Origin of the sequence: Bradyrhizobium sp. 147, assembly GCF_023073935.1 — a bacterium.
In the GTDB taxonomy this organism is placed as follows: domain Bacteria; phylum Pseudomonadota; class Alphaproteobacteria; order Rhizobiales; family Xanthobacteraceae; genus Bradyrhizobium.
In genome coordinates, this window is record NZ_JADPKL010000137.1 from 1 (window position 1) to 19011 (window position 19011).

Sequence of the window (19011 nt, forward strand, 5' to 3'; positions counted from 1 at the left end):
CCTGAACTGAGTCGCTGCATAAAACCCCCGTTCTGACCGTGTCGCGAGGGGGTCAATTCCTCGTGTCGTCAGGGGGTCAATTTTCCACGTCGCCCGACAACCATAAAAGCACGATGGATCTGCGAGCAGGCGCATCAGCAGTTGAAAGAGGAGCTTGGACTTGATCACTTCGAAGGGCGATCATGGCAAGGTCTTCATCGTCACGCACTAATGACCATGATCGCCTACGCCTTCTTGCAATACCGTCGCCTCGCACACGCGGGGCGGAAAAAAAAGAATCAACGGGCCTCCGCCTCAGCCAACCATGCCCGCAGTACGTCACGCCATCGCCGATCTCATCCTACGGCGGCCATCGCAGCGATGCCCCTACTGCAGAAGACGTATCCGTGAAAAACTGCAGCACAAACCAATTCTGTTCGCGGTAGGGACACCCATCACTGGGCGCCCCCCGCGCAGATCCCGGCGAGCCCAATTAAGGCACCGGGCTCCTACCTCGGGTGTTTGACGGCGAAGCGCAGCTTCGGCCATGGATGAAGGATGCGAGCCTTGGGGAGCCAGTCGTCGGTGATCTGCGTTATGCGATCCCAGGTCAGACAGTTCCGCTGACTGCGCCGCCGAAGCGTACGCCTCCAGAGGTCGGTCAGATAGAACCGAAACGCATTGAGCGCTCGGCCATTCGTCGGGACAGCAAAGTACGCAAAGTGGCCGGTCACGACCTGCCTGAGCCATCTCCCCTGTGCAGGGATCGGCCAGTGCATTCGGCGCCTCAGCTCCTCCTTGATCTCGCGGAGTTTGGTTCGCATGCGGTCGCTACGGGTCTTCCGTTGAAGCTGGAAGCGCCCTTGGCGTGATTTGCCGCAGATGAATGTGAACCCCATGAACGCAAAGGTTTCCGGCTTTCCGAGTCCGCGCTGCTTACGTTGAACCGCCGCATGGCGACCAAACTCAATCAGGCGGGTCTTGGCCGGATGGAGCGTCAGCTCGAACTCCTCCAGTCTCGCGCGCATCGCATCGAGGAAACGACGTGCGTCGTCCTCGCGCTCAAAGCCGACCACTACATCGTCCGCGTAACGCACGATGATCATGCCGCCGGAGGCCTCGCGTTGTCGCCAGCGCTTGGCCCACAGGTCGAGAGCGTAGTGCAGGTAGATGTTGCCGAGGAGCGGTGAAATCACCGAACCTTGACCCGTTCCCCTGTCATCAGCGGTTACGACGCCGTCTTCGAGAATACCTGCCTTCAGCCATTTCTGGATGAGGCGGATGATGCGCTTGTCGCCGATCCTATGTTCCAAGAAGCGCACCAGCCAAGATTGACTGACTGCGCCAAAGAAATTTTGGATGTCGGCGTCAACGATCCAGTTCACCTGCCGCGTCTCGATCGCTGTGCAGAGCGCGTCCAACGCATCATGTGGCCCTCTGCCGGGCCGAAACCCGTAGGAAAAGCCACAGAAGTCTCCTTCGTAGATGGCGTTGAGCACGATGACGGTGGCGCCCTGGACGATTTTGTCGTCGAGAGCCGCGATCGCTAACGGCCGCTGCTTGCCGTCTGCCTTTGGTATGTACGTCCGGCGAGACGGTTGCGGGCGGTACGTTCCTCGTTGGACCCGTTTGTGCAGATCGGCGAGCTGGGGCTCGAGATCTTCCTCGTAGTCCTGCCACGTCATGCCATCCACTCCGGGAGCGGCCCTGCGCCTGAGCGCAAAGAACGCCGCCCGCAGAGTATCGACATTGATGTGGTGAAGGAGCGCGGTGAACCGGTCCTTCTTCCTCAGCCTTGCGGCTGTCCGTACGCGGTCCAGCGACTGGGTCATGCGAGCCCGGCCCTGTGTCCGGTGTATGCGCTGCTGTTCCGCGTTTCCCTTGGTCCCCAGCCTTGGCTCCACCCACTCCGCCGCCGGTAATCCGGCTTTGTTCGTCGGCTTCTCAGCTACTATGCCAGAGTCAGACTTCTCCGTGTCGTGCATCAGCGGCTACGGCTCCTCGCCTTCCCGCTGCGGACCATATCCTCGGAGGAGGAAGGTGGCCGACCCGGAGATATCCCGGTTCCCGTACAAGGGGCTTCCATGCATGCCAGGGTCTACGACCACGCCGGGCTGGACGGGTGCTCGCGCTTGCGCACTCGCCCATGTTGCCTTCCGCTCTTTGGACAGCGTCGACGCCCGGGATAACACTGTTTCGCGGCTCAATGGCTGGCCTGCATGCTCCCCTACCGACGCTTCGCCGACCCCCTCGCGGAGGCCTGCGCACGGCTCGGGGCCGATGTAGTTCGCTACACCTTCATCGCAATGGACTTTCACCATCTACTCTTGCCGGTCTCCCGGCGCACCCAAAGTAGTGCTAATGTGGCGACACCGATCTCGTGGAGAGCATGTGGGGCTGATCGATTCTCAACCCGCGATAGCCTTAAAGGCGCAAGCTCGTGGCCCTTCGTCGTTCGGGGTAAAGGGGTCGGCGTTCTACAATGGCCCCGTTCTTGTCATTCGGCAGTCCAGTTGCAGCTCGCTTCAGCATCTCGGTCAGACACGCCACGACGCAATTCGGCACTTTGATTGGGCGCGCGTCGACTTTTTCTGTCGCCGCTTGCGGAAGCGTGACACGATGAGCCGAAGCCGGCACCGAGTGCAGCGACAACGAGGGCGGTCTGCTGATGAGCGCGAGGCCCTCCAGACGGACACCGCTAGAGCGGCTCGATCAGTGCGGGCTACCCTCAATTTCGCGTTGAGGGTTCATCGCATATTCTCCGTTCGGCAAATAGTGCCCGTGGATAGCCCACTTTTGTCTATTTCCCGGCGCGAAATTGATGTTTTCCAGCCTTTGGCCAACGCATGGACCAAAACAAACCCGGCCGGGTGGACGGCGGGGGTCTGAAGCGAGCAATGATGGGGGCGAGGTCTACGGAGCGGCTCGCCTGCTCATCGTCCGGCCGATGTTGACGAGGTTGAGATCACGACGAGGACGACCCAGCGCTGCATTCCGGCGTCATCCTTCTGTCAGCATCGATTGAGACCGTTTCGCCGCTTAACCACGCTGATGCGTCCCTCACATCGCGTGCGCCATTTTTGGCCATCGCGGAACCAGCGCTTCTTCTGTTCGCGCTTGCGCTCAGGGCTTTTGCTCGATCGATTGGGAATGCATACCCCTTGACCCCATTGCTCTCGCAGCGGCCTCGTTCCTGGCAGAGTAGAACCCGCCGTCAGTACCATCAGCCGCGGCACGCGCCTCAGCTTGACCTGGTGGTTGCGATCGTGCCGAGCCGACCACGACTGCGGCTCTTCGGGCACCGCTTCGCTAGTGCTTCGCGCACCGCGGCCACGATCTGCTCGTTCGCCAGCATCTGATCGGCGTGCTGTATCCACTCTTCGCGAAGATCACTCACTTGCTAGGCGATCAGCCCATCGCCAAAGCTGAGTTGCGCCCGCCGCATCTCAATCATCTCGCCGCCCCGCGCGCCTTCGATGCGGCTCTGGACGTAGCAGCTCATGATTGAGTTGGCAGATGCCCTCGATCGCCTGCTTCAGCTTCTGATATTTGTCGAGCCAGCGACGAACCTCGGCGACCCGTTCGTGACGTACGCTGAACTGCTGCGTGCGGCCGCCGGCGTATGTCACGGTGAGCACGAACACCTGGTGCCCTTCGCCGCGCGCGCATTTAGAACAGCCTTTGGTATGTCGGACGGTGCGCTCCAGCTACGAACCGCGCAGCAACTCGCCGGTGGCCGGCAGCTTGCCAACGAGCTTGTCGCGCGCTTTAACGGTTCGCTCACGAATGATTCATAGGAATGAATCAATGGCAGCCTAACAAGTCAAGCGCTGATCCGTTCGACCTTGCAGTTTTCCGCCGACCGGCCGACTCTGAATTCAGACTGCGTCGACCTAATGTGCGCTGGGAAGTAGTAAGTGCCTTCGGAGTTTGGGCTCAACCTTTGTTGCGGTGTGCTCGTCTTTGAGGACGGCACACAGGCCGGAGCGGCATTCATCGTGTGGAGTTAAGAGTCGACAGTGGCTCGTCCGCCCGAGCGCTCGCGGAAATCAGCGTGAGACACGAGTCACTTCCAAAAAAGAGATTCTGGCCAATCCGTGAACTCCAATTCGAAGCTACGTAGGCCAGTAAGTTTGGTGGTGAATTTAAGGGTCTTCCCTGAAAGGGCTGCCAATGAGCCAGATGCGAACTTGAATACTGTCGTGCCGGAAGTTGCGACCGCAATGCCTTGCTCGCCTTCCATGCTAGAGAAGCCGGTCGCCTCGGAGAGTTGCCCAATTGCAACTCCCTCCAGCGCGCGGTGCAATTCCAGGGACGCTAGGTACGTTCCTTTATCAGCAGCCCACTCGCTGACCGACACTGCTGTAATCCCCGCGTCCCTCGAGAGACCATCCGCGATCCGGCAGCCATATTGAACCGTGAGAATGACCCGCTCGTTCCGAACTCCGGCCGGCTCCCTACCGGCGGCAGTGATCGTGCACGCGTACCGCCTTGTGTCCGCAACCGCGCCCGTGCTTAGCCCGAGCAACTCGAGAGCGGAACATAATACAAAAGCGATAACGGGTCTTCTCATTCGGCCACACCTAGTCTGGAGTATCGTTCGCGTGCTCTGTACAATCTGACGCTACGGCCGATTCAAGCTTCTTCGATCGCTCTGTCGGATGAAAGCTACTCATGGTGAGCGCGGTTTCGCAGACAACGGCGCAATCGGTGTCCCCCAGCCGTGGTCCTGGATGGGCGGCCCGAACGTTTTCATTATCGACGCTCACGGTGCGCCGCGGGCCAGCACATCGGTGAACCAAGGCCGAGGACCGGCGCATTTCAGTTCAGCGGCGGCCATGATGAGCGCGGCGGTCCGCGGCGACGGAGCCTACGTTTCTGACGCGCATGCGTTCTATGAGCCGACGCCATTTTGCGCGCCAATGACCCGCGGCAGGTCCCGAATTTTGCTTGACAGTGTCAATGCAAAAGGAAACGTGGTCGCTAGGAGCCGTTCAAAGGCAGATTGCCGCTCAAGCAGGCGATCTTCGAGAACCTTACGCTCGAGATCACTTAGCTCGCTTTTAAGCTTTCTTCGACAGCGCCAAATGTCATTCCGCACGTTTCGGATCTCATTCAATCGATCGTCAATTGAAGCCATCACGGACACCATATTTAACTTGAACCAGCCATGGACAATTGGTCAATCACGTCGTTCCCTCGGTAAGATGCCGATGAGATCTCACGACGTGGCCATCTGCGGACATGATGTAAAGATCTCCTACCAACATGTCCTCTTGTACCGAAGTCTTTTCAACGCAAGAGCACGAAGTGACAATTGCTTCTGCAGAAGTTCAGCGATTTTGCGATCAGCGCGCAGGATTTCAAAAGCTGCCACTCGGCCGTGAGTGGGTCGAAATGGTTCTTATCCCAACCCACAGGCGGCCCGATCAGGTGTCAGGCCGGCACTTAAGCTGGTGTCGAATGGGAGTATCCGAGTAAATCGGACGGTCGTACCGTCATACTCTGGGTAACAGTTTTGACACCGGCAACTGCCATGCCAGCGAACCCAGACAAGCCATGTCAGCTTCGGGGCTCGTCTGTTACAAACGAGCGGGATTTCGGCGGCGGCGCGCAAAGAGCCGGCCCGGATATGAGGTCGGAGAGCCTTCAATTGGCAGGGCGAGGCGAAATCGTGAGCGATGCGCACCGCCGGGCGCCTCGGCTCAGTGTCTCGCCGTAGGCCAGCGTAGATCTTTGTACCGCCGTCGCACGTGTGGCCGGCAAGCCTGGCGATTGGATCTCATCACAAAGCTTTCTGTGCGATGATGTCTAGCCGGGACTGGCGTTTGTCGCATCTGTGACACTGTATGTATTCATCAAAACAAGACATCCGACGTTGTTCGGTAGCCCGGATTCGTTTGGTAACTAAATCAGCAGCTTGCATGTCAGATGCAACTGGCATGGGGGTTGCTATTGTCCAGCGGCACCGTGAGCGCTGAGCGCGACCAGCGGTGCAACACGGATAGATCAACTTCGCTGGAGCGTATTGGCCACCCAATCGCTCAATGGAGAACCGATGCGGCCACCGGACAGATTATCCTTTTTCGGCACGCTTGTTGTTGTCAGATCGGCCGTCATTCCGAAGGTTGAGGCGCTAGTCTGATCTACCAAGGTCGTGATCTAAGCTCAAAGCGAACTCGCGAATCAAATAACGGCTTAAAGCCTCTTGGGCGAGCGCCGGCAGCGAGCACCTCGAAATCGAACATTTGATGTAGCCTCGCTTCACAGGATCCGGTGCATGCTGCGCCGGCCCGTTGAGGGAACAGAGTGTGGCGTCGCTTTCGACTGTTTCCTTGATTCAATCAGAACTGATGAGGCGGGTGTATGAACAAATCGATCCGGGAGCTTCGGCTTGTCGCTGAAGCATCTGTTTTGGCGATTGGGCTGCTGATGTCGTCAGGAGCTAGCGCGGACGATGATCTGATGAGAACTGCCAGGCAGATCTTCCATCCGATCCCCTCAGTCATTCCTGCGGTAAAGGACAATCCAGTCACGCATGAAAAGGTCGAGCTTGGCAAGATTCTGTTCTTCGATCCGCGGCTATCGGCAAGCGAGATCATTAGCTGCAATACGTGCCACAATCTCGGCAGCGGCGGAGTCGATGCCGGTCCGACCTCAGTCGGTCACGGCTGGAAGGTCGGCCTACGTCGGGCCCCAACCGTCTACAACGCGGTGTTCAATGCGGCGCAATTCTGGGACGGACGCGCCGCGGACCTCAAGGCGCAAGCAACTGGCCCTGTGCAGGCGAGTGCCGAAATGAATGCGACTCCGGATCATGTGCTCGACACTTTGAACTCAATGGCCAGCTATGTCGTCTTGTTCAAAAATGCTTTCCCGAACGAGGCGAGCCCGGTCAGCTTTGAAAACTTTGCGAAGGCAATCGAGGCTTTTGAAGCCACCCTCATCACACCTGCGGCCCCGTTCGATCAGTATTTGGAGGGCAATACACATGCTCTCGATGATCAGCAGAAGTCAGGGTTGGCGCTGTTTATAGAGAAGGGATGTTCCTCTTGTCACAATGGAATCAATGTCGGTGGACAGGCCTACTTCCAGTTCGGCGTGATGAAGAAGCCGGACGCAACCCTGCTTCCGAAAGCCGATAAGGGCCGATTCGCGGTCACCAAGGCGGTCGGCGACGAATATGTCTTCCGCGCGGCGCCGTTGCGGAACGTTGCTTTGCGAGCCCCTTACTTCCATTCGGGCCAGGTTTGGAGCCTGAAGCAAGCTGTTGCCCTGATGAGTGAAATCCAGCTCGGCGCCAAGCTTAGCGACGGGGAAGAAAACGACATTGTCGCGTTTCTGAATTCGCTTACCGGGCGGCTACCTAAGATCGAGTATCCAATACTACCCACCCGTACAAACACGACGCCAAAGCCTTCAATAGACAGATAGGATTAACAGAGCCGGCCTCATGTCTTGCCGAATACTAACAGATGATTGGCACTTCGAACGACTTGGACGGCTGCGATCGTATGTCCGGCCTTTAGCGCGGATCATATCTCCGCGGGTCCTGATGAAGTCCGACAACCAAGGGTTCACATCAAGGATCCGAGCTTTAGAGCTCACACGACTGGTCGGGTTTTCCTGGTTTTCGGTGGCGACCGTTGTCTTTCATCATGCCTTTCTTGCACTTACCAAGCTTAGAACTCTTTGATTTGGATGCGGCTGGCTGCAATTACCGAGGCAACAAGCTTGCCAACGCCGGGAATTTCTCCGAGCGAACGGCTCGTCTCGCTTCGCGCGTGGGCCTTGGCGATCTCCCTCTCCAAATCATCGAGCGCGCTTCCGAGTGGATCAATTTGCTGACCGAGAACCCTTGCAGCCATGACAGCGGCGTCCGGAAGAGTCGTGTCGGCTTCTGCGAGGTCTAAAAGCTCGTCGACGCGGCCGGTGCCCTTGGCGACGACAAGACCGAATTCGGCTAGGTGGCCGCGTAAAGCGTTCACGCTCATCGTTCGCTGTTTGACGAGCAGCTCGCGCGTCTTGTGCAGCATCAGTGTCGCTTGCTGATCAGCGCTCTTGATCGGCACAAAACGCATGGCAGGTCGCGAGACCGCTTCACAGATGGCCTCCGCATCGACGGCATCGTTCTTACCCCGCTTGACATATGGTTTTGTGTAGGCGGGCGGCATCAGAGACACATCATGTCCCATCGCCTTTAGTTCGCGCGCCCCAATAGTGCGCTGAGCCGCAAGCCTCCATGCCAACGCGGCACGGCTCGATCTTCGAGAAAAACTCGCGCATTGTTCGGCGCGTCAGCTTGCGCTTTACGGCCGGCGCAGCCTCGCTAGATAGCGCGTGAATCTGAAAATAGTTCTTGGTGAGATCAACGCCTACAGGTTTGATCAGGTCATTAGGAAATATACGGGGTGCTATGTCCCCCTCTTAGATCGCTCCAATGGCCATGGCGTCAGCGAAGTGCAAAAAAATCACACTGCGGGCCAACATTATGAGATGTGTTCTTTTCACACTCCCTTACACTTGTGCTTTAAGCGATCATACCCTTAGGTTGCATTCGAGCCTACGCCTGACTACACGCCTTCGGGCATTTGGGGGTGCGACATGAGAATAATTGGGGCTGGCGCCTGCGTGTTTGCACTAGCTGGCTGCACGGCATTTCCGCAGTCAGCTGACCACGCAAAAGTCGAGATAGGCGCAATCGTCGACTCGATCGAATGTGAATTGGCTGCCGTCGCGATGAGCAGGGACCCTGAGGTCCGTAGCCGAGACATCATGAAATGGATCGCTGCGACGGACGTTGATCTGACGTTGGTGAGGTCGATCAGCGCCGACGGTAGTGTCAACGTTGCCGGTCCTTGGGGTCTCGCCACTGTTTCCGGGACACCGAGCGGCAGCATCAGCGATGCGGACACGCGGACCAATTCCATCAAATTCGCAAATTCGTTCCAGAAAGCCGTGGAGCATTTTGGCAACACCTGCTCAGGGCCAGATCCGTCTGAAACGCATATGGGCCTGGCATACTGGTTCGAAGGAAGCGTCAAGGCGATCGACAAAGATTCCTTAGTGAGCCTCAGCTTCACGAAGCAATTCAAGATCGTTGCCACCGCGGGCGCCCGGTTTGGCTACACTTTGATACCTGTTACAAATCCGGTCTCGGCCGGTGCAGGACTCGGCGGATCGTCCGACTACACAAATCGCTTCACCGTTGCCCTTACCCCACCACCGCCACCTGCTCCTCCGCCTAAACCACTGCTGGTCTACGTGACGAATTTTCCCAAAACAGCACCGCCGCCGCCCCCGCCGTCACCTGACGTGGGGCGCAGTGACGAAGGTCGTTTTAAACCTCAAGCGGTTCCTTCCTCGCCCGACGCGGCTGAAACCGCGCCGCGGGTTGTTCGCCGACGGGGGCCGCCCCGAAGCGTGTCTCAACCCGCGCTCACGCCAAGGGAGCGGGTTTTACAGGACCCCGCGCTTAATCAGATGCTGCAGCGGCAATCGCCGGTGATCTTGTCGCCCGGCTCGATTCGTTAGATGGTTTTGACGCCGCCGATGGTAAGACTGCGTGTCTGCCATCCGTGGAACAGCGATCAGCGGCGGCGTCAAACCACTCGATTAGAAACTATGGTCGAGCCGACTTGATAAAGGCCTTGCTGACTTGAAGATTGACCGACCTCAGACTGACTGCTTCGCTCTCAACTCACCGTCCGTTGAAATCAGCCAGTCTTCTCCTCCGGCTTTCATTCCATGGCCGGCATAGAAATCAACCGCCATCACTGAGCCTTCCGCAGAACGGCCAAAATCGACTAGCGCCTTGCGCATGTCGGCAGCGGTCCCATTACTCAGCTGAGTGACCTTGAAGTCTAGGCGTTCCAAAGCACGAGCGATGTCGGTCGCATCTCGTGTCGGGTTCGGGACGGTTGCAGGTACGCGCCATCGCCGATGACCAGCGCGACCCGCTCGGCGGCAAAGTGCGGGCACTCCGGCCAGCTCAGCAACCGTCACGTGCAGACTGGGCAAAACCACGTTCTCAGACACTTCGGACGATTCATCGTGCACGGCCATACGCCCCTAAGAAAAGGCACGCCAGATCTTCGTACGAACCGGGTCAATGTCGACACCGGCGCGGTACTCGGGCTTGCCCTAACCTCCGCAGTATGGGGCGATCGGACCGCCGCGCCGGACCGCTTCCTTTCGGTAACCTCAGATCCGACTTAACTACCTAGCTCATGCGTGCTGGCTCGAGACAATCTCAAGCTCGAGAAGCAGCCGGGGAAATTCTCGTCTTATCATTGCTCTATACGACGCAGACAGTCGGCGCATTGACGCCAGACGTCATCATCGAAAGTGCATTCGGAAAGCAGCTTGAGCGCCTCAAGACCGTGGGCGCGGCCCGCAGATGCGAACGTCGCCAGTACGAATGCGCGACAGATACTCGCGATCATCCGAATCGTTCTAGAATGCTGCATTCAGATCGAGACGAACGCCGGTCCATCAGCCATTTGGCTGTCGACCACTTTAGATTGTCTATAGAGTTAATTGTCCCAGTCTGCGAGACTGGTACCCTGTTTTACGGTCCATCGTCCCGCTAGGCGCCCGCGCGGAAGAGAGATCTGACTTCGCCTTTTTCATCGCCATGATCGACCAGCAACAATGAAACGACGCGTCATCATCGTAGACGGGCCGCTGATCTTCTCGCAGCCTTGCTGTGCGCTGGCGACCCTGGGCATGAGGCGCTTTTGGGCCGCCAAGGCGAACGAGGTGGGCTCCGATATCCTAACGCTGCCTCTGCTGGCCGCTCGGCTGGCCGGAGGCTTCCGCCGCGCCGCCGACAGAGAAATGCTCTCCGCGGCCGTCGCGGCGGCACTTCGCGGCGACGGGTATTTGCAGATCGATAAGGTCAAGGATCTTCCTGGGATGGTCCGGGCCGCAACGCAAACGCTGGAACGCGCATGGGATTCGGATCTGGACCTGACGGCTCTTGCGTCAACATCCGAGCGGCTCGCCGACCTCGCCCTCTTGGAGCACAGAGCAAGCGAAGCGCTGCCTTATGGAGCCATGCTGCCACGCCCATTGCGGAATGCCGCGGTCGAGCGGGTCCGCTTTGCCGCCGCCCTCTTTGGTAGCATCTCGCTGGAGGGTCTCGTCGACGTCGCACCGATATGGCGCCCTCTCCTGGTTGCACTCTCGGCGCATTTGGAGGTTTCGTGGAGTGCGCCGGCGAAACTGGGGCAAGACTGGTCTCCCGGACAGGTATCGGTGGCCACGGCGGAGTCTCCGAAGGTCATCCGCGGCGAGTTGAGTGCAGATCCCAGGGCCGAGGTCGTCGAAGCGCTCAGGTGGGCGCGCCAGCTCCTCAGCCGGGGCGTCAGTGCCAGCGACATTGCCATTACCGCCGCGTCGACACAGACCTGGGACGAGCACATGTTGGTGTTGGCGGGCCACGCCGAATTGCCAATCCATTTCTCGCATGGACTACCCGCGCTCGGCTCCTGGGAGGGACAGTCATGCGCGGCCCTCGCCGACGTACTCGGCAACGGCATCAGCCAAGAGCGCCTCAGGCGGCTGCTCGCGCATTCTTCGTCGACCAAGGCGGCCGCCGTGCCCGCCGACTGGGCCGCTGGCCTTCCGCGCAAAGCCGGACTTTTCAATGTCGACCAATGGCGGCGCGCACTGTGCTACGCGCGAGACCACCGGTCAGATCCGGGCGCAGCCGAGCGAACGCTTCTTCCGTTGCTCGACGCGCTGGCTCCTGGGCTTGCGAATGCAGAACAGGCAGGAAAGGCGTTTCTTGGTGGGGCGAGCCTGGGTCTGTGGCGTGACGCGCTCCGAAATGCACCTGCGGCAGCCGTCGCTCTATCGCTCGACAGCCTGCGCATCCGAGACTCTCGCCATCCGGCAAATAGCGTCGTCTGGTGCCCGGCTTCCCATCTGATCGGTACCCCCCGGCGCTGGATGCGCTTGCTGGGCGTCGCCGGAAGAAGTTGGCCGCGGTCGGACGCGGAAGATCCTATTCTGCCGGACCATGTGCTTCCACGCCGTCGCCTCGTACCCATCTCGACCGCCGAACGAGATCGCTTGTACTTCGAGCTGCTCGTTTCGCGCCCCGCCGAAGAGATCGTCCTCTCGCGCAGTCGTCGCTCGACCGAGGGCGCCCTCCAATCCGCCAGCGCGTTGTGGCCGGCCACTCTTCCGGTCCGGATATGCACACGAAGCCGCATCCCGGAGCATGCCTTCAGCGAAACCGATCGGCTGCTGGCGCGAGCGGTCGAGGCTGGAAGGTCCGAGCGCATCAAGGCCGCCTCGAGTTGTTGGCGCGACTGGAACAGGGAGGACGCGACTGCCCACGACGGTACGGTTCGCCCGGGACATCCAGCGGTCCGTCGCGCGGTGACGCGACTCCATTCGGCGACCTCGCTGAAGCTCATGGTGCGTGATCCACTCGGCTTCCTTTGGAAATACGCCCTGGACATGCGTCCCGTTGCGCTGTCCGAGGTGCCTCTGGCCCTGGATCACCTCGCCTTCGGCGAACTAGTCCACGAATTGCTCGCGCGCACGATCAACGCGCTAGAGCCTGCGCCAGGCTTCGTCCGCGCATCGAGCGACGAAATCGAGCTCGCACTGGCAGCCGCGGTCAACCATGTTTTCCGGCAATGGCCACTGGAACGCCCGGTCCCTCCGGCCCTTCTCTGGAATCATTCGCTGGAGGAGGCCGCCCGACGTAGCCTGCGAGGACTGACGATCGACACGAGCTTCAAGAAAGATACCGCGAGCTGGAGCGAGGTGAGCTTCGGCCTTCCTTCGGCCGACGAAGGAACGCAGTCCCCTTGGCCGTCCGGCGGCGAGATTTTCGTCGGATCCTCAAAATTGAAGCTGACCGGAAGGATAGACCGCGTCGATATCGCTGCCGGCGGCCGCGGCGTGAGGATCTCCGACTACAAGACCGGCGCGACGCCCCGCCGCCCCGATAAGGTCGTGCTCGACCGAGGCAAAGAGTTACAGCGCGTACTGTACGCCATAGCCGTCAAGCAGCTCGTTCCGGACACGTCCCAGATCGTTTCGCGACTCATCTATCTCGACGGCGCATCGCCGCCGCTCGCGCTCAGCCGCGATGCCTTGGAGGCAGCTGCAGACGATGTCGCACGCTTCCTCGACAAAGCCTGCGAACTGCTCGAACGTGGACATGCATGTCCAGGACCGGCCGCACGTGAGCCATACAACGACATGCGTCTTGCTCTGCCGGCCGAACTCGACGCCTATCTCGCACGCAAGGCCAAGGCGTTCGGAATCCTCGCCCGCGATCTGGATCAACTCTGGAGCACGCCATGAAGCTTGCGGATCGCGAGCAACGGCTAAGAGTGTTGACGGATCTCGATACGACGCTGTTGGTCGAGGCGGCGGCAGGCACTGGCAAGACCTCACTCATCGCGGGTCGCGTAGCCATGCTGCTTGCAGGCGGCGCGAAGCCCTCCCAAGTGGCTGCCATCACGTTCACCGAACTCGCGGCGGGCGAGTTGGCGCTCCGCATTCGAGGGTACGTGGCGCGCCTACTCGCGAAGGAAATCCCCGACGTGCTGAAAGACGCACTGCCGGAAGGCTTGAACGAAGCACAGAGGAAGTGTCTGACTTCCGCGGCCAAGCATCTCGACGAGATCAGCACGTCGACTATCCACGGCTTTTGTCAGGAGATAATCCGAAGTTACGCCATCGAGGCGGCCCTCGATCCGGGGTCGCGCGTCATGGATGCGCCAAGCGCCAACGCGATGTTCGAGGGTGTGTTCCGGTCATGGCTTACCGACCGTCTCTCCGGAAAGGTCGGATCGGACGATCCGGTCGTCGTGCTGTCCCGACACAATCCCTTGAATGTCGTCGAACTGATTAAAGGCCTGGCGGATCTCAAGCGTGACCATCCGAGGGCTACCACGAGAAGAGCCGACTTCACACGTCGCACCGACATCGAATTGGCCGAAGCCGTCGACGAATTCGTCCGATGGTTCGCCGCCAATCCGGAAGAGACTCGCACCGCAGCGCTGCTGGCGGATCTTCGATCCCTGTCCGCTTTTTACTTCGACTGCTTCAAGTCCGAACCCACGTTCCGCGATCTGTGGCGACTGGCTCATCCGCCGCGGGTCGATGCCATGGAGAAAAAGAGTTTCAGGCTCCTGTCCTACCGTCGAAAAACCGCTTGGGTCCGGAGCTATGGAGCGGGCCGGGGCGAAGCGCTCAATCGCAAGGCCGAAACTCTCTTCGCCAACGTTGAGCGGACCTATCGCGAGCTGCTGGGTCAAGTCGCGGATGGCCTGGTGAACGCTCTTTCCATCGCGCTCGATGATGTCGTCGCGGCCTACGCACGCCGCAAGCAGGAAGCCGCGGTGCTGGATTTCGACGATCTTCTCGTCATGGCTCACGGGCTGGTCCGACAACATGAGCCCGTACGAGCGGCACTGAGTCGCAGGTTCCAGCACATACTCGTCGACGAATTCCAAGACACCGACAGGATCCAGGCGGCGATCATCTTTTCGATCGCCGCAGAAGATAGACCTCAGCGCTGGCAGGACGCCGCGCTTCGACCCGGCTCGCTATTCCTGGTGGGCGATCCCAAGCAAGCGATCTATAGATTTCGCGGAGCCGACATCGAGGCATACAACGAAGCACGCGCAACGGTGGCTGCCCAGACGGGGGGAGCCATCGTCGAGATCACCGCGAACTTCCGCTCGCAGAAGCGGATCATCGAGCACGTGAACCATTGCTTCGAACCGGTTCTGCAAGCGCGGGGCCAGCCTGGTTACGTAGCTCTCACTTCCACGCTCGGCCCTGCCGAACACGGCCTACCATGTGCGGCGAAAGTAACCGTCGCGCTGCCACAGGCCCCATCCGCCGATAGTCAACGCGATGCGGAGGCCGCCCTCGTCGCGGACATCTGCCGCGGTCTAATCGGCTCGATCAGCGTGAAGCGAGCGGATGGATCGATCACGCTTCTCGAGGCCGGAGACATCGGACTCCTGGCGCCGACTGGCAAGGACCTGTGGCGATATGAAAGGGCGCTCGAAGCGCAAGGACTGACCGTCGCCTCGCAGGCGGGTAAGACGCTGCTGTTGCAGCAGGAGACGCAAGACATCCTTGCATTGCTTCGTACGCTCGCCGATCCACGCGACACGCTTGCGTTCGGCGCATTCATGCGCGGGCCCATGGTCGGACTGACCGACGAGGAATTGCTGGATATCGCCGAAGAAGTCCTAGCCGCCGAGGACGGAGTCGGCATGGCCAACTTCGACGTCAGGACACCACTGGACCGGATCTCGAAGTCGGTCGCGAGGAAAGTGCAGGAGGTCCTTCAGCATCTTCGGCGTCGCGCAGCCAGGACCACCCCGCGCATACTGCTTTCCGAGGCGATCGAGCGCCTGCAACTCCGCGTCGTTCTCGCCGCCAGGCATCGAAGTCGCAGCGCACGGGCGCTCGCCAATCTCGACGCCCTGATCGAGATGGCACGCCCCTACAATGTGTCGGGTCTTCAGGCCTTCATCAGGGACCTTCAGTCGGATTGGGAGACCCGCGAGCAACGCTCTGAGGGCCGCATCGACGCGTCGAACGAGGCGGTGGAGCTGGTCACGATCCATTCCTCGAAGGGGCTGGAATGGCCGGTCGTGATTCCGATCAACACGTCCACGGAATTTCCGCCGCCGCCGCGCTTCATCCATCGCCGGTCCGACGACACGCTGCATTGGGTTCTCGGGGGTGTGATGCCGCCGGAGCTTGCTGCCGCCCGAGACGAGGAAAGGCGGGAGCAGACGCTGGAACATCAACGCATGTGGTACGTAGCGTGCACGCGGGCGCGCGACCTGCTCATCATTCCACACTTGCCCGAGGCTTCGGCACAATCGTGGTCCAAAATCGTGGATCTGAGCCACGGCTCGCTGCCTGAAATTGACCTGACGGCCCTCTCGCCGTCGACTTCACCGAAGGAAATCCAGCCGCGGGACGCGTTCGAGAAAGAAGCAAGGGCCGTCGCGACAGCGTCGCCGCCATTGTCTTGGAGAACTCCGAGCACTCATGATCGCGATCGAACGGAGGCCTTGGCGGCCGTCGAGCGCAGCCTGGACGATACATTCCAATTCGTCCCACCGATCGCCGGCGGTCGCATTCGCGGCATCGTTCTGCACAAGCTGATGGAGGAGTTCCTGACGGGAGAACTGGGCGACGAGGATATTGGCGTAGTCGAGGCCCGTGCGGCGGACCTGCTCCTAGAACTCAAGAGTATGGAAGAGCCGACATCCTCGCCAGATCCGGATCCTGTAGAGATGGCGCGGACGGCAATCCGTACGCTCAAGCTTGATGATGTCGCGGCATTAAGGCAGCATCTAGTTCCCGAGATCTCCCTCTGGTCTGATTCAGGCGATGGTCAGTTGGTTGCCGGGCGCGCGGATGCTGTAGCGGTACGAAGCGACGAACCTTTCGCTATCCTGGACTGGAAGAGCGATGTAACTCCGGGTCGCCAGGACAGATCCGACCACATCGCCCAATTGTCCGACTACGTCGCCGCGATTGGCGTCTCAAGGGGCGCTATCGTCTACATGACCCTTGGCGAAATCGTATGGGTGGAGCGCCGCTCAGCGCACTGAGCAATGCCGAGGACCTAGCGCAATTGATCGCGAGACTCATCAGTCTTATCCGATTCAGATCGGCGTCGCTTGCGGCTAGTGAGAGAGGCCGCTGAACATCGATCTGATCTCATCGTCCGAAACATCCGGTTCATCATCAGATTGATCATGCCTTCCATAATGAGAGCCGGAGCGCCGTACCTCGCCTTCGTAGATAGCCCGTCTTCGATACTCTATATCTCGAACGACGCGAACGTCCTCGTATCCGAACTTCGTCATGAGCGCCTTGAGGTCTTTCTCAAAGTCGTCAAGTTCGTCCGGATCGTCTATATCTCCCAAAGACTCATCAATTCGATCGATGAACTCCTTTAGTGCCATTCGAACGTTTGCAACGGCGTCCGACGGCAACGTGCCGAACTCCCGCAGCGATTCTGCTGCCGCATCGAGGTCCTCCAGGGGCATGTAGCCGCCCCAATAGCCCAATACGCGCCCCATAGCCTGCGAAACCGCGTCGCGTACTTCCTGTTTTTGGGCGTCCGGCAGCGCCGAATGAAGCGCTCCTTCGAGCAATGACCGGCATAAATCGGCATCGTCCTGATCCAGATCGGCATCGCACAGATCGGCTGCCGCCGCCGTTACATGCGGAAGCAAACCCGCGCTCCCAAGCGTTTCAAACGACTCCTTGACTAATGCGAGACGCTGAAGTTCGTTTCCCGTGCCGCTTTGGACCATGCGCGACATCGCATCCGACCAGACCTGCGCGAAAGCAGGGCCTGCACGTTCCGGCCCACGGCCGTATAGGCTCCAGCATTGCTTCAGCTCGGTATAATCGGTCAGCACGCCCGCCGCCGCCAGCAAGAAGCGATCCTCGGCGATGGCGCGATCAAGAAAGTCCCTGACGCCGGGGTTGGAGAACCGTATCTTGCGATCCTGTATCGCCAGCACCGAGCCCTCCAACTCTTTGAGTGCCATGCGAAATGCGGCGGGCCGTTCCGCTGCCGAGAGGCCACCGCCGAGCGCATCAAGCATTCTCCCAAATGTTCGCTCCAAATCCGGAAACTCGGTCAGCGGTTCGTTGAAGTACAGCGCCAGCATGAGCGCTCGAGCTTCTCGCCCGAGTTGCGTGCGATAAGGTCGCTCCCAGAGTTCCGACGGATTGTCCAGAACTGACTGGATCATAGCCTGCGTCGGCTTGGCGATGGCGAGATAATCGGGCGATGTGAGAAGATCGATGAGGCGCGGATTGAAATTGCGATGGTCGATGACCTTGAGGAAGAAATCCTGACCCAGCATCGTCTTGAGGTCTGCCCTGCTCATCTCCGAAAAATAGAGATGATTGTACAACATCTTCGCCCTGACCGACCTCGTATAGCGACCGACATCGAGAACGAACTCGCTGGTGTTGATCGCCGGCTCCGCGAGGCGGCCGGAAACCGCTTGCGCTTGCCTCAAGATGTAATTCCGCGTGGTCAGGACGAAGCGAAGATTGTCATGCGATCGCACTTTCTGCAGGAACGGCGGAAAGCGTTGATCGGTGCTTCGCACAAGGTCGCTCGAAAGTGCGACTTGTCCGAGGAAGTCGTCGAAGAAAACAAGTCGCTTCGTTTCATCGAGCGGGATCTCGAAAGCCTCCCGGATGTCGTCAATCACCGAGATATTCCATCCCTGCTCCGCGTGAAGCCAAACAAGCATCCGCGCAAGGGTGGTTTTGCCGACCCCCGGTTCTCCGGAGACAATCAATGATCCGGCCCTGGCCAGTATTGCTTCGGCCGCCGGAACGCTTTCGTTGTGGACGAACTTTTGCGTCATATTCTTTATGAGCGCCATCTCGGTTTCGGTGCGATTATAGACGCCGCTATGCAAGAGGCGTTCGAGCACCGCCGAGCTGGCGAGCCATAGCTTGAAATGTTTGCGTTCAATCTGCGGATGGCGACCCAAGAAATTGTTAAGGTCTTCAGGGCCGAGCACATCGGCATCAGCTAAAGGTGCCGATGGCATTGCCGCCCTTATTTTCGACTTCTGAGACAATGACAACGGCACAGAAGTGGCCAACAGATAGCGGCGAGGACGAATCTTGGCGACCTTCGCATCCTCCGCCTTGCATGCTCGAATCAGGGCCGGAAACGTACTGCCAACGAGGTGCTTGGCCTGAATAACGGCATGACCGGCGCCGCTGGCGAACCTGAAGTCGACACCTTGATCTTTTCCGGGCTTGAAGCTTTCGAACCTGACGCCGAGTTCGGCCTGCAGCAGATCGCGCGTAAGCTCTTCGAAGTCTATCGGGGAAAGTGTTTTGAAGTCGTACACGTAGGAGCCAATCCAATTTGTCACAGGTCAACGGTGATCGACGCTCGAGAAGCGCAGATTAAATTGGTTAAGATCTACGCCACTATCACGAGATGCTCGACCAGGTCGTGACACAATCCGATCCGCG

10 protein-coding genes and 2 pseudogenes are annotated in these 19011 nt (G+C 59.5%); 6 read left to right on the forward strand and 6 right to left on the reverse strand.

The window, feature by feature from the left end; all coding sequences use genetic code 11:
- Window positions 1-99: 99 nt before the first annotated feature.
- Window positions 100-390 (forward strand): annotated as a pseudogene (locus IVA87_RS31855) (IS701 family transposase); the annotation flags it as partial.
- Window positions 391-488: 98 nt separating this feature from the next.
- Here the strand turns inward: IVA87_RS31855 and ltrA are convergent.
- Window positions 489-1811, reverse strand: a complete 1323-nt coding sequence (gene ltrA / locus IVA87_RS31860) for a group II intron reverse transcriptase/maturase (protein WP_346658386.1) — start codon at window positions 1809-1811, stop codon at window positions 489-491.
- Between the two features lie 1101 nt (window positions 1812-2912).
- Window positions 2913-3236, reverse strand: a pseudogene (locus IVA87_RS31865) (ISNCY family transposase); the annotation flags it as partial.
- 243 nt (window positions 3237-3479) lie between these two features.
- Between IVA87_RS31865 and IVA87_RS31870 the strand changes: the two are divergent.
- A complete protein-coding gene (locus IVA87_RS31870) occupies window positions 3480-3776 on the forward strand; it encodes a hypothetical protein (RefSeq protein WP_247336907.1) in 297 nt (98 codons plus the stop codon).
- Window positions 3777-4045: 269 nt separating this feature from the next.
- Here IVA87_RS31870 and IVA87_RS31875 read toward each other — a convergent pair whose 3' ends face one another.
- Window positions 4046-4339, reverse strand: a complete 294-nt coding sequence (locus IVA87_RS31875) for a hypothetical protein (RefSeq protein WP_247336910.1) — start codon at window positions 4337-4339, stop codon at window positions 4046-4048.
- A gap of 2006 nt (window positions 4340-6345) precedes the next feature.
- On the opposite strand from IVA87_RS31875, the gene IVA87_RS31880 reads away from it, so the two are divergent.
- Window positions 6346-7413: a cytochrome-c peroxidase gene (locus IVA87_RS31880; protein ID WP_247336913.1), complete on the forward strand. Its 1068-nt coding sequence runs from the start codon at window positions 6346-6348 to the stop codon at window positions 7411-7413.
- A 248-nt stretch (window positions 7414-7661) separates the two neighbouring features.
- Here the strand turns inward: IVA87_RS31880 and IVA87_RS31885 are convergent, their stop codons facing one another.
- Complete coding sequence (locus IVA87_RS31885; protein WP_247336916.1) at window positions 7662-8153, reverse strand: transposase; 492 nt, start codon at window positions 8151-8153, stop codon at window positions 7662-7664.
- 601 nt (window positions 8154-8754) lie between these two features.
- On the opposite strand from IVA87_RS31885, the gene IVA87_RS31890 reads away from it, so the two are divergent.
- Entirely contained in the window at window positions 8755-9513 is a 759-nt protein-coding gene (locus tag IVA87_RS31890; protein WP_247297495.1) for a hypothetical protein, read from the forward strand.
- 141 nt (window positions 9514-9654) lie between these two features.
- Here IVA87_RS31890 and IVA87_RS31895 read toward each other — a convergent pair whose 3' ends face one another.
- On the reverse strand, window positions 9655-10044 hold the full coding sequence (locus IVA87_RS31895) for a caspase family protein (protein WP_247336919.1): 390 nt from the start codon (window positions 10042-10044) through the stop codon (window positions 9655-9657).
- A 588-nt stretch (window positions 10045-10632) separates the two neighbouring features.
- On the opposite strand from IVA87_RS31895, the gene IVA87_RS31900 reads away from it, so the two are divergent.
- The gene (locus IVA87_RS31900) at window positions 10633-13308 is read left to right on the forward strand and encodes a PD-(D/E)XK nuclease family protein (RefSeq protein ID WP_247336922.1); all 2676 of its coding nucleotides are present in this window, start codon (window positions 10633-10635) and stop codon (window positions 13306-13308) included.
- Complete coding sequence (locus tag IVA87_RS31905) at window positions 13305-16598, forward strand: UvrD-helicase domain-containing protein (protein WP_247336925.1); 3294 nt, start codon at window positions 13305-13307, stop codon at window positions 16596-16598. The genes IVA87_RS31900 and IVA87_RS31905 overlap by 4 nt, the downstream gene beginning before the upstream one ends.
- Window positions 16599-16673: 75 nt before the next feature.
- Here the strand turns inward: IVA87_RS31905 and IVA87_RS31910 are convergent, their stop codons facing one another.
- Window positions 16674-18884, reverse strand: coding sequence for a restriction endonuclease (locus tag IVA87_RS31910; RefSeq protein ID WP_247336928.1), 2211 nt, complete (start codon window positions 18882-18884; stop codon window positions 16674-16676).
- Window positions 18885-19011 lie beyond the last annotated feature (127 nt).

What these genes read in the sequence shown, in the direction of transcription:
- ltrA (WP_346658386.1), bottom strand. Translation starts at nt 1,811, where the DNA reads ATGACCCAGTCGCTGGACCGCGTACGGACAGCCGCAAGGCTGAGGAAG.
- IVA87_RS31900 (WP_247336922.1), top strand. Translation starts at nt 10,633, where the DNA reads ATGAAACGACGCGTCATCATCGTAGACGGGCCGCTGATCTTCTCGCAG.
- IVA87_RS31905 (WP_247336925.1), top strand. Translation starts at nt 13,305, where the DNA reads ATGAAGCTTGCGGATCGCGAGCAACGGCTAAGAGTGTTGACGGATCTC.
- IVA87_RS31885 (WP_247336916.1), bottom strand. Translation starts at nt 8,153, where the DNA reads ATGCCGCCCGCCTACACAAAACCATATGTCAAGCGGGGTAAGAACGAT.
- IVA87_RS31870 (WP_247336907.1), top strand. Translation starts at nt 3,480, where the DNA reads ATGATTGAGTTGGCAGATGCCCTCGATCGCCTGCTTCAGCTTCTGATA.
- IVA87_RS31890 (WP_247297495.1), top strand. Translation starts at nt 8,755, where the DNA reads ATGAAATGGATCGCTGCGACGGACGTTGATCTGACGTTGGTGAGGTCG.
- IVA87_RS31880 (WP_247336913.1), top strand. Translation starts at nt 6,346, where the DNA reads ATGAACAAATCGATCCGGGAGCTTCGGCTTGTCGCTGAAGCATCTGTT.
- IVA87_RS31895 (WP_247336919.1), bottom strand. Translation starts at nt 10,044, where the DNA reads ATGGCCGTGCACGATGAATCGTCCGAAGTGTCTGAGAACGTGGTTTTG.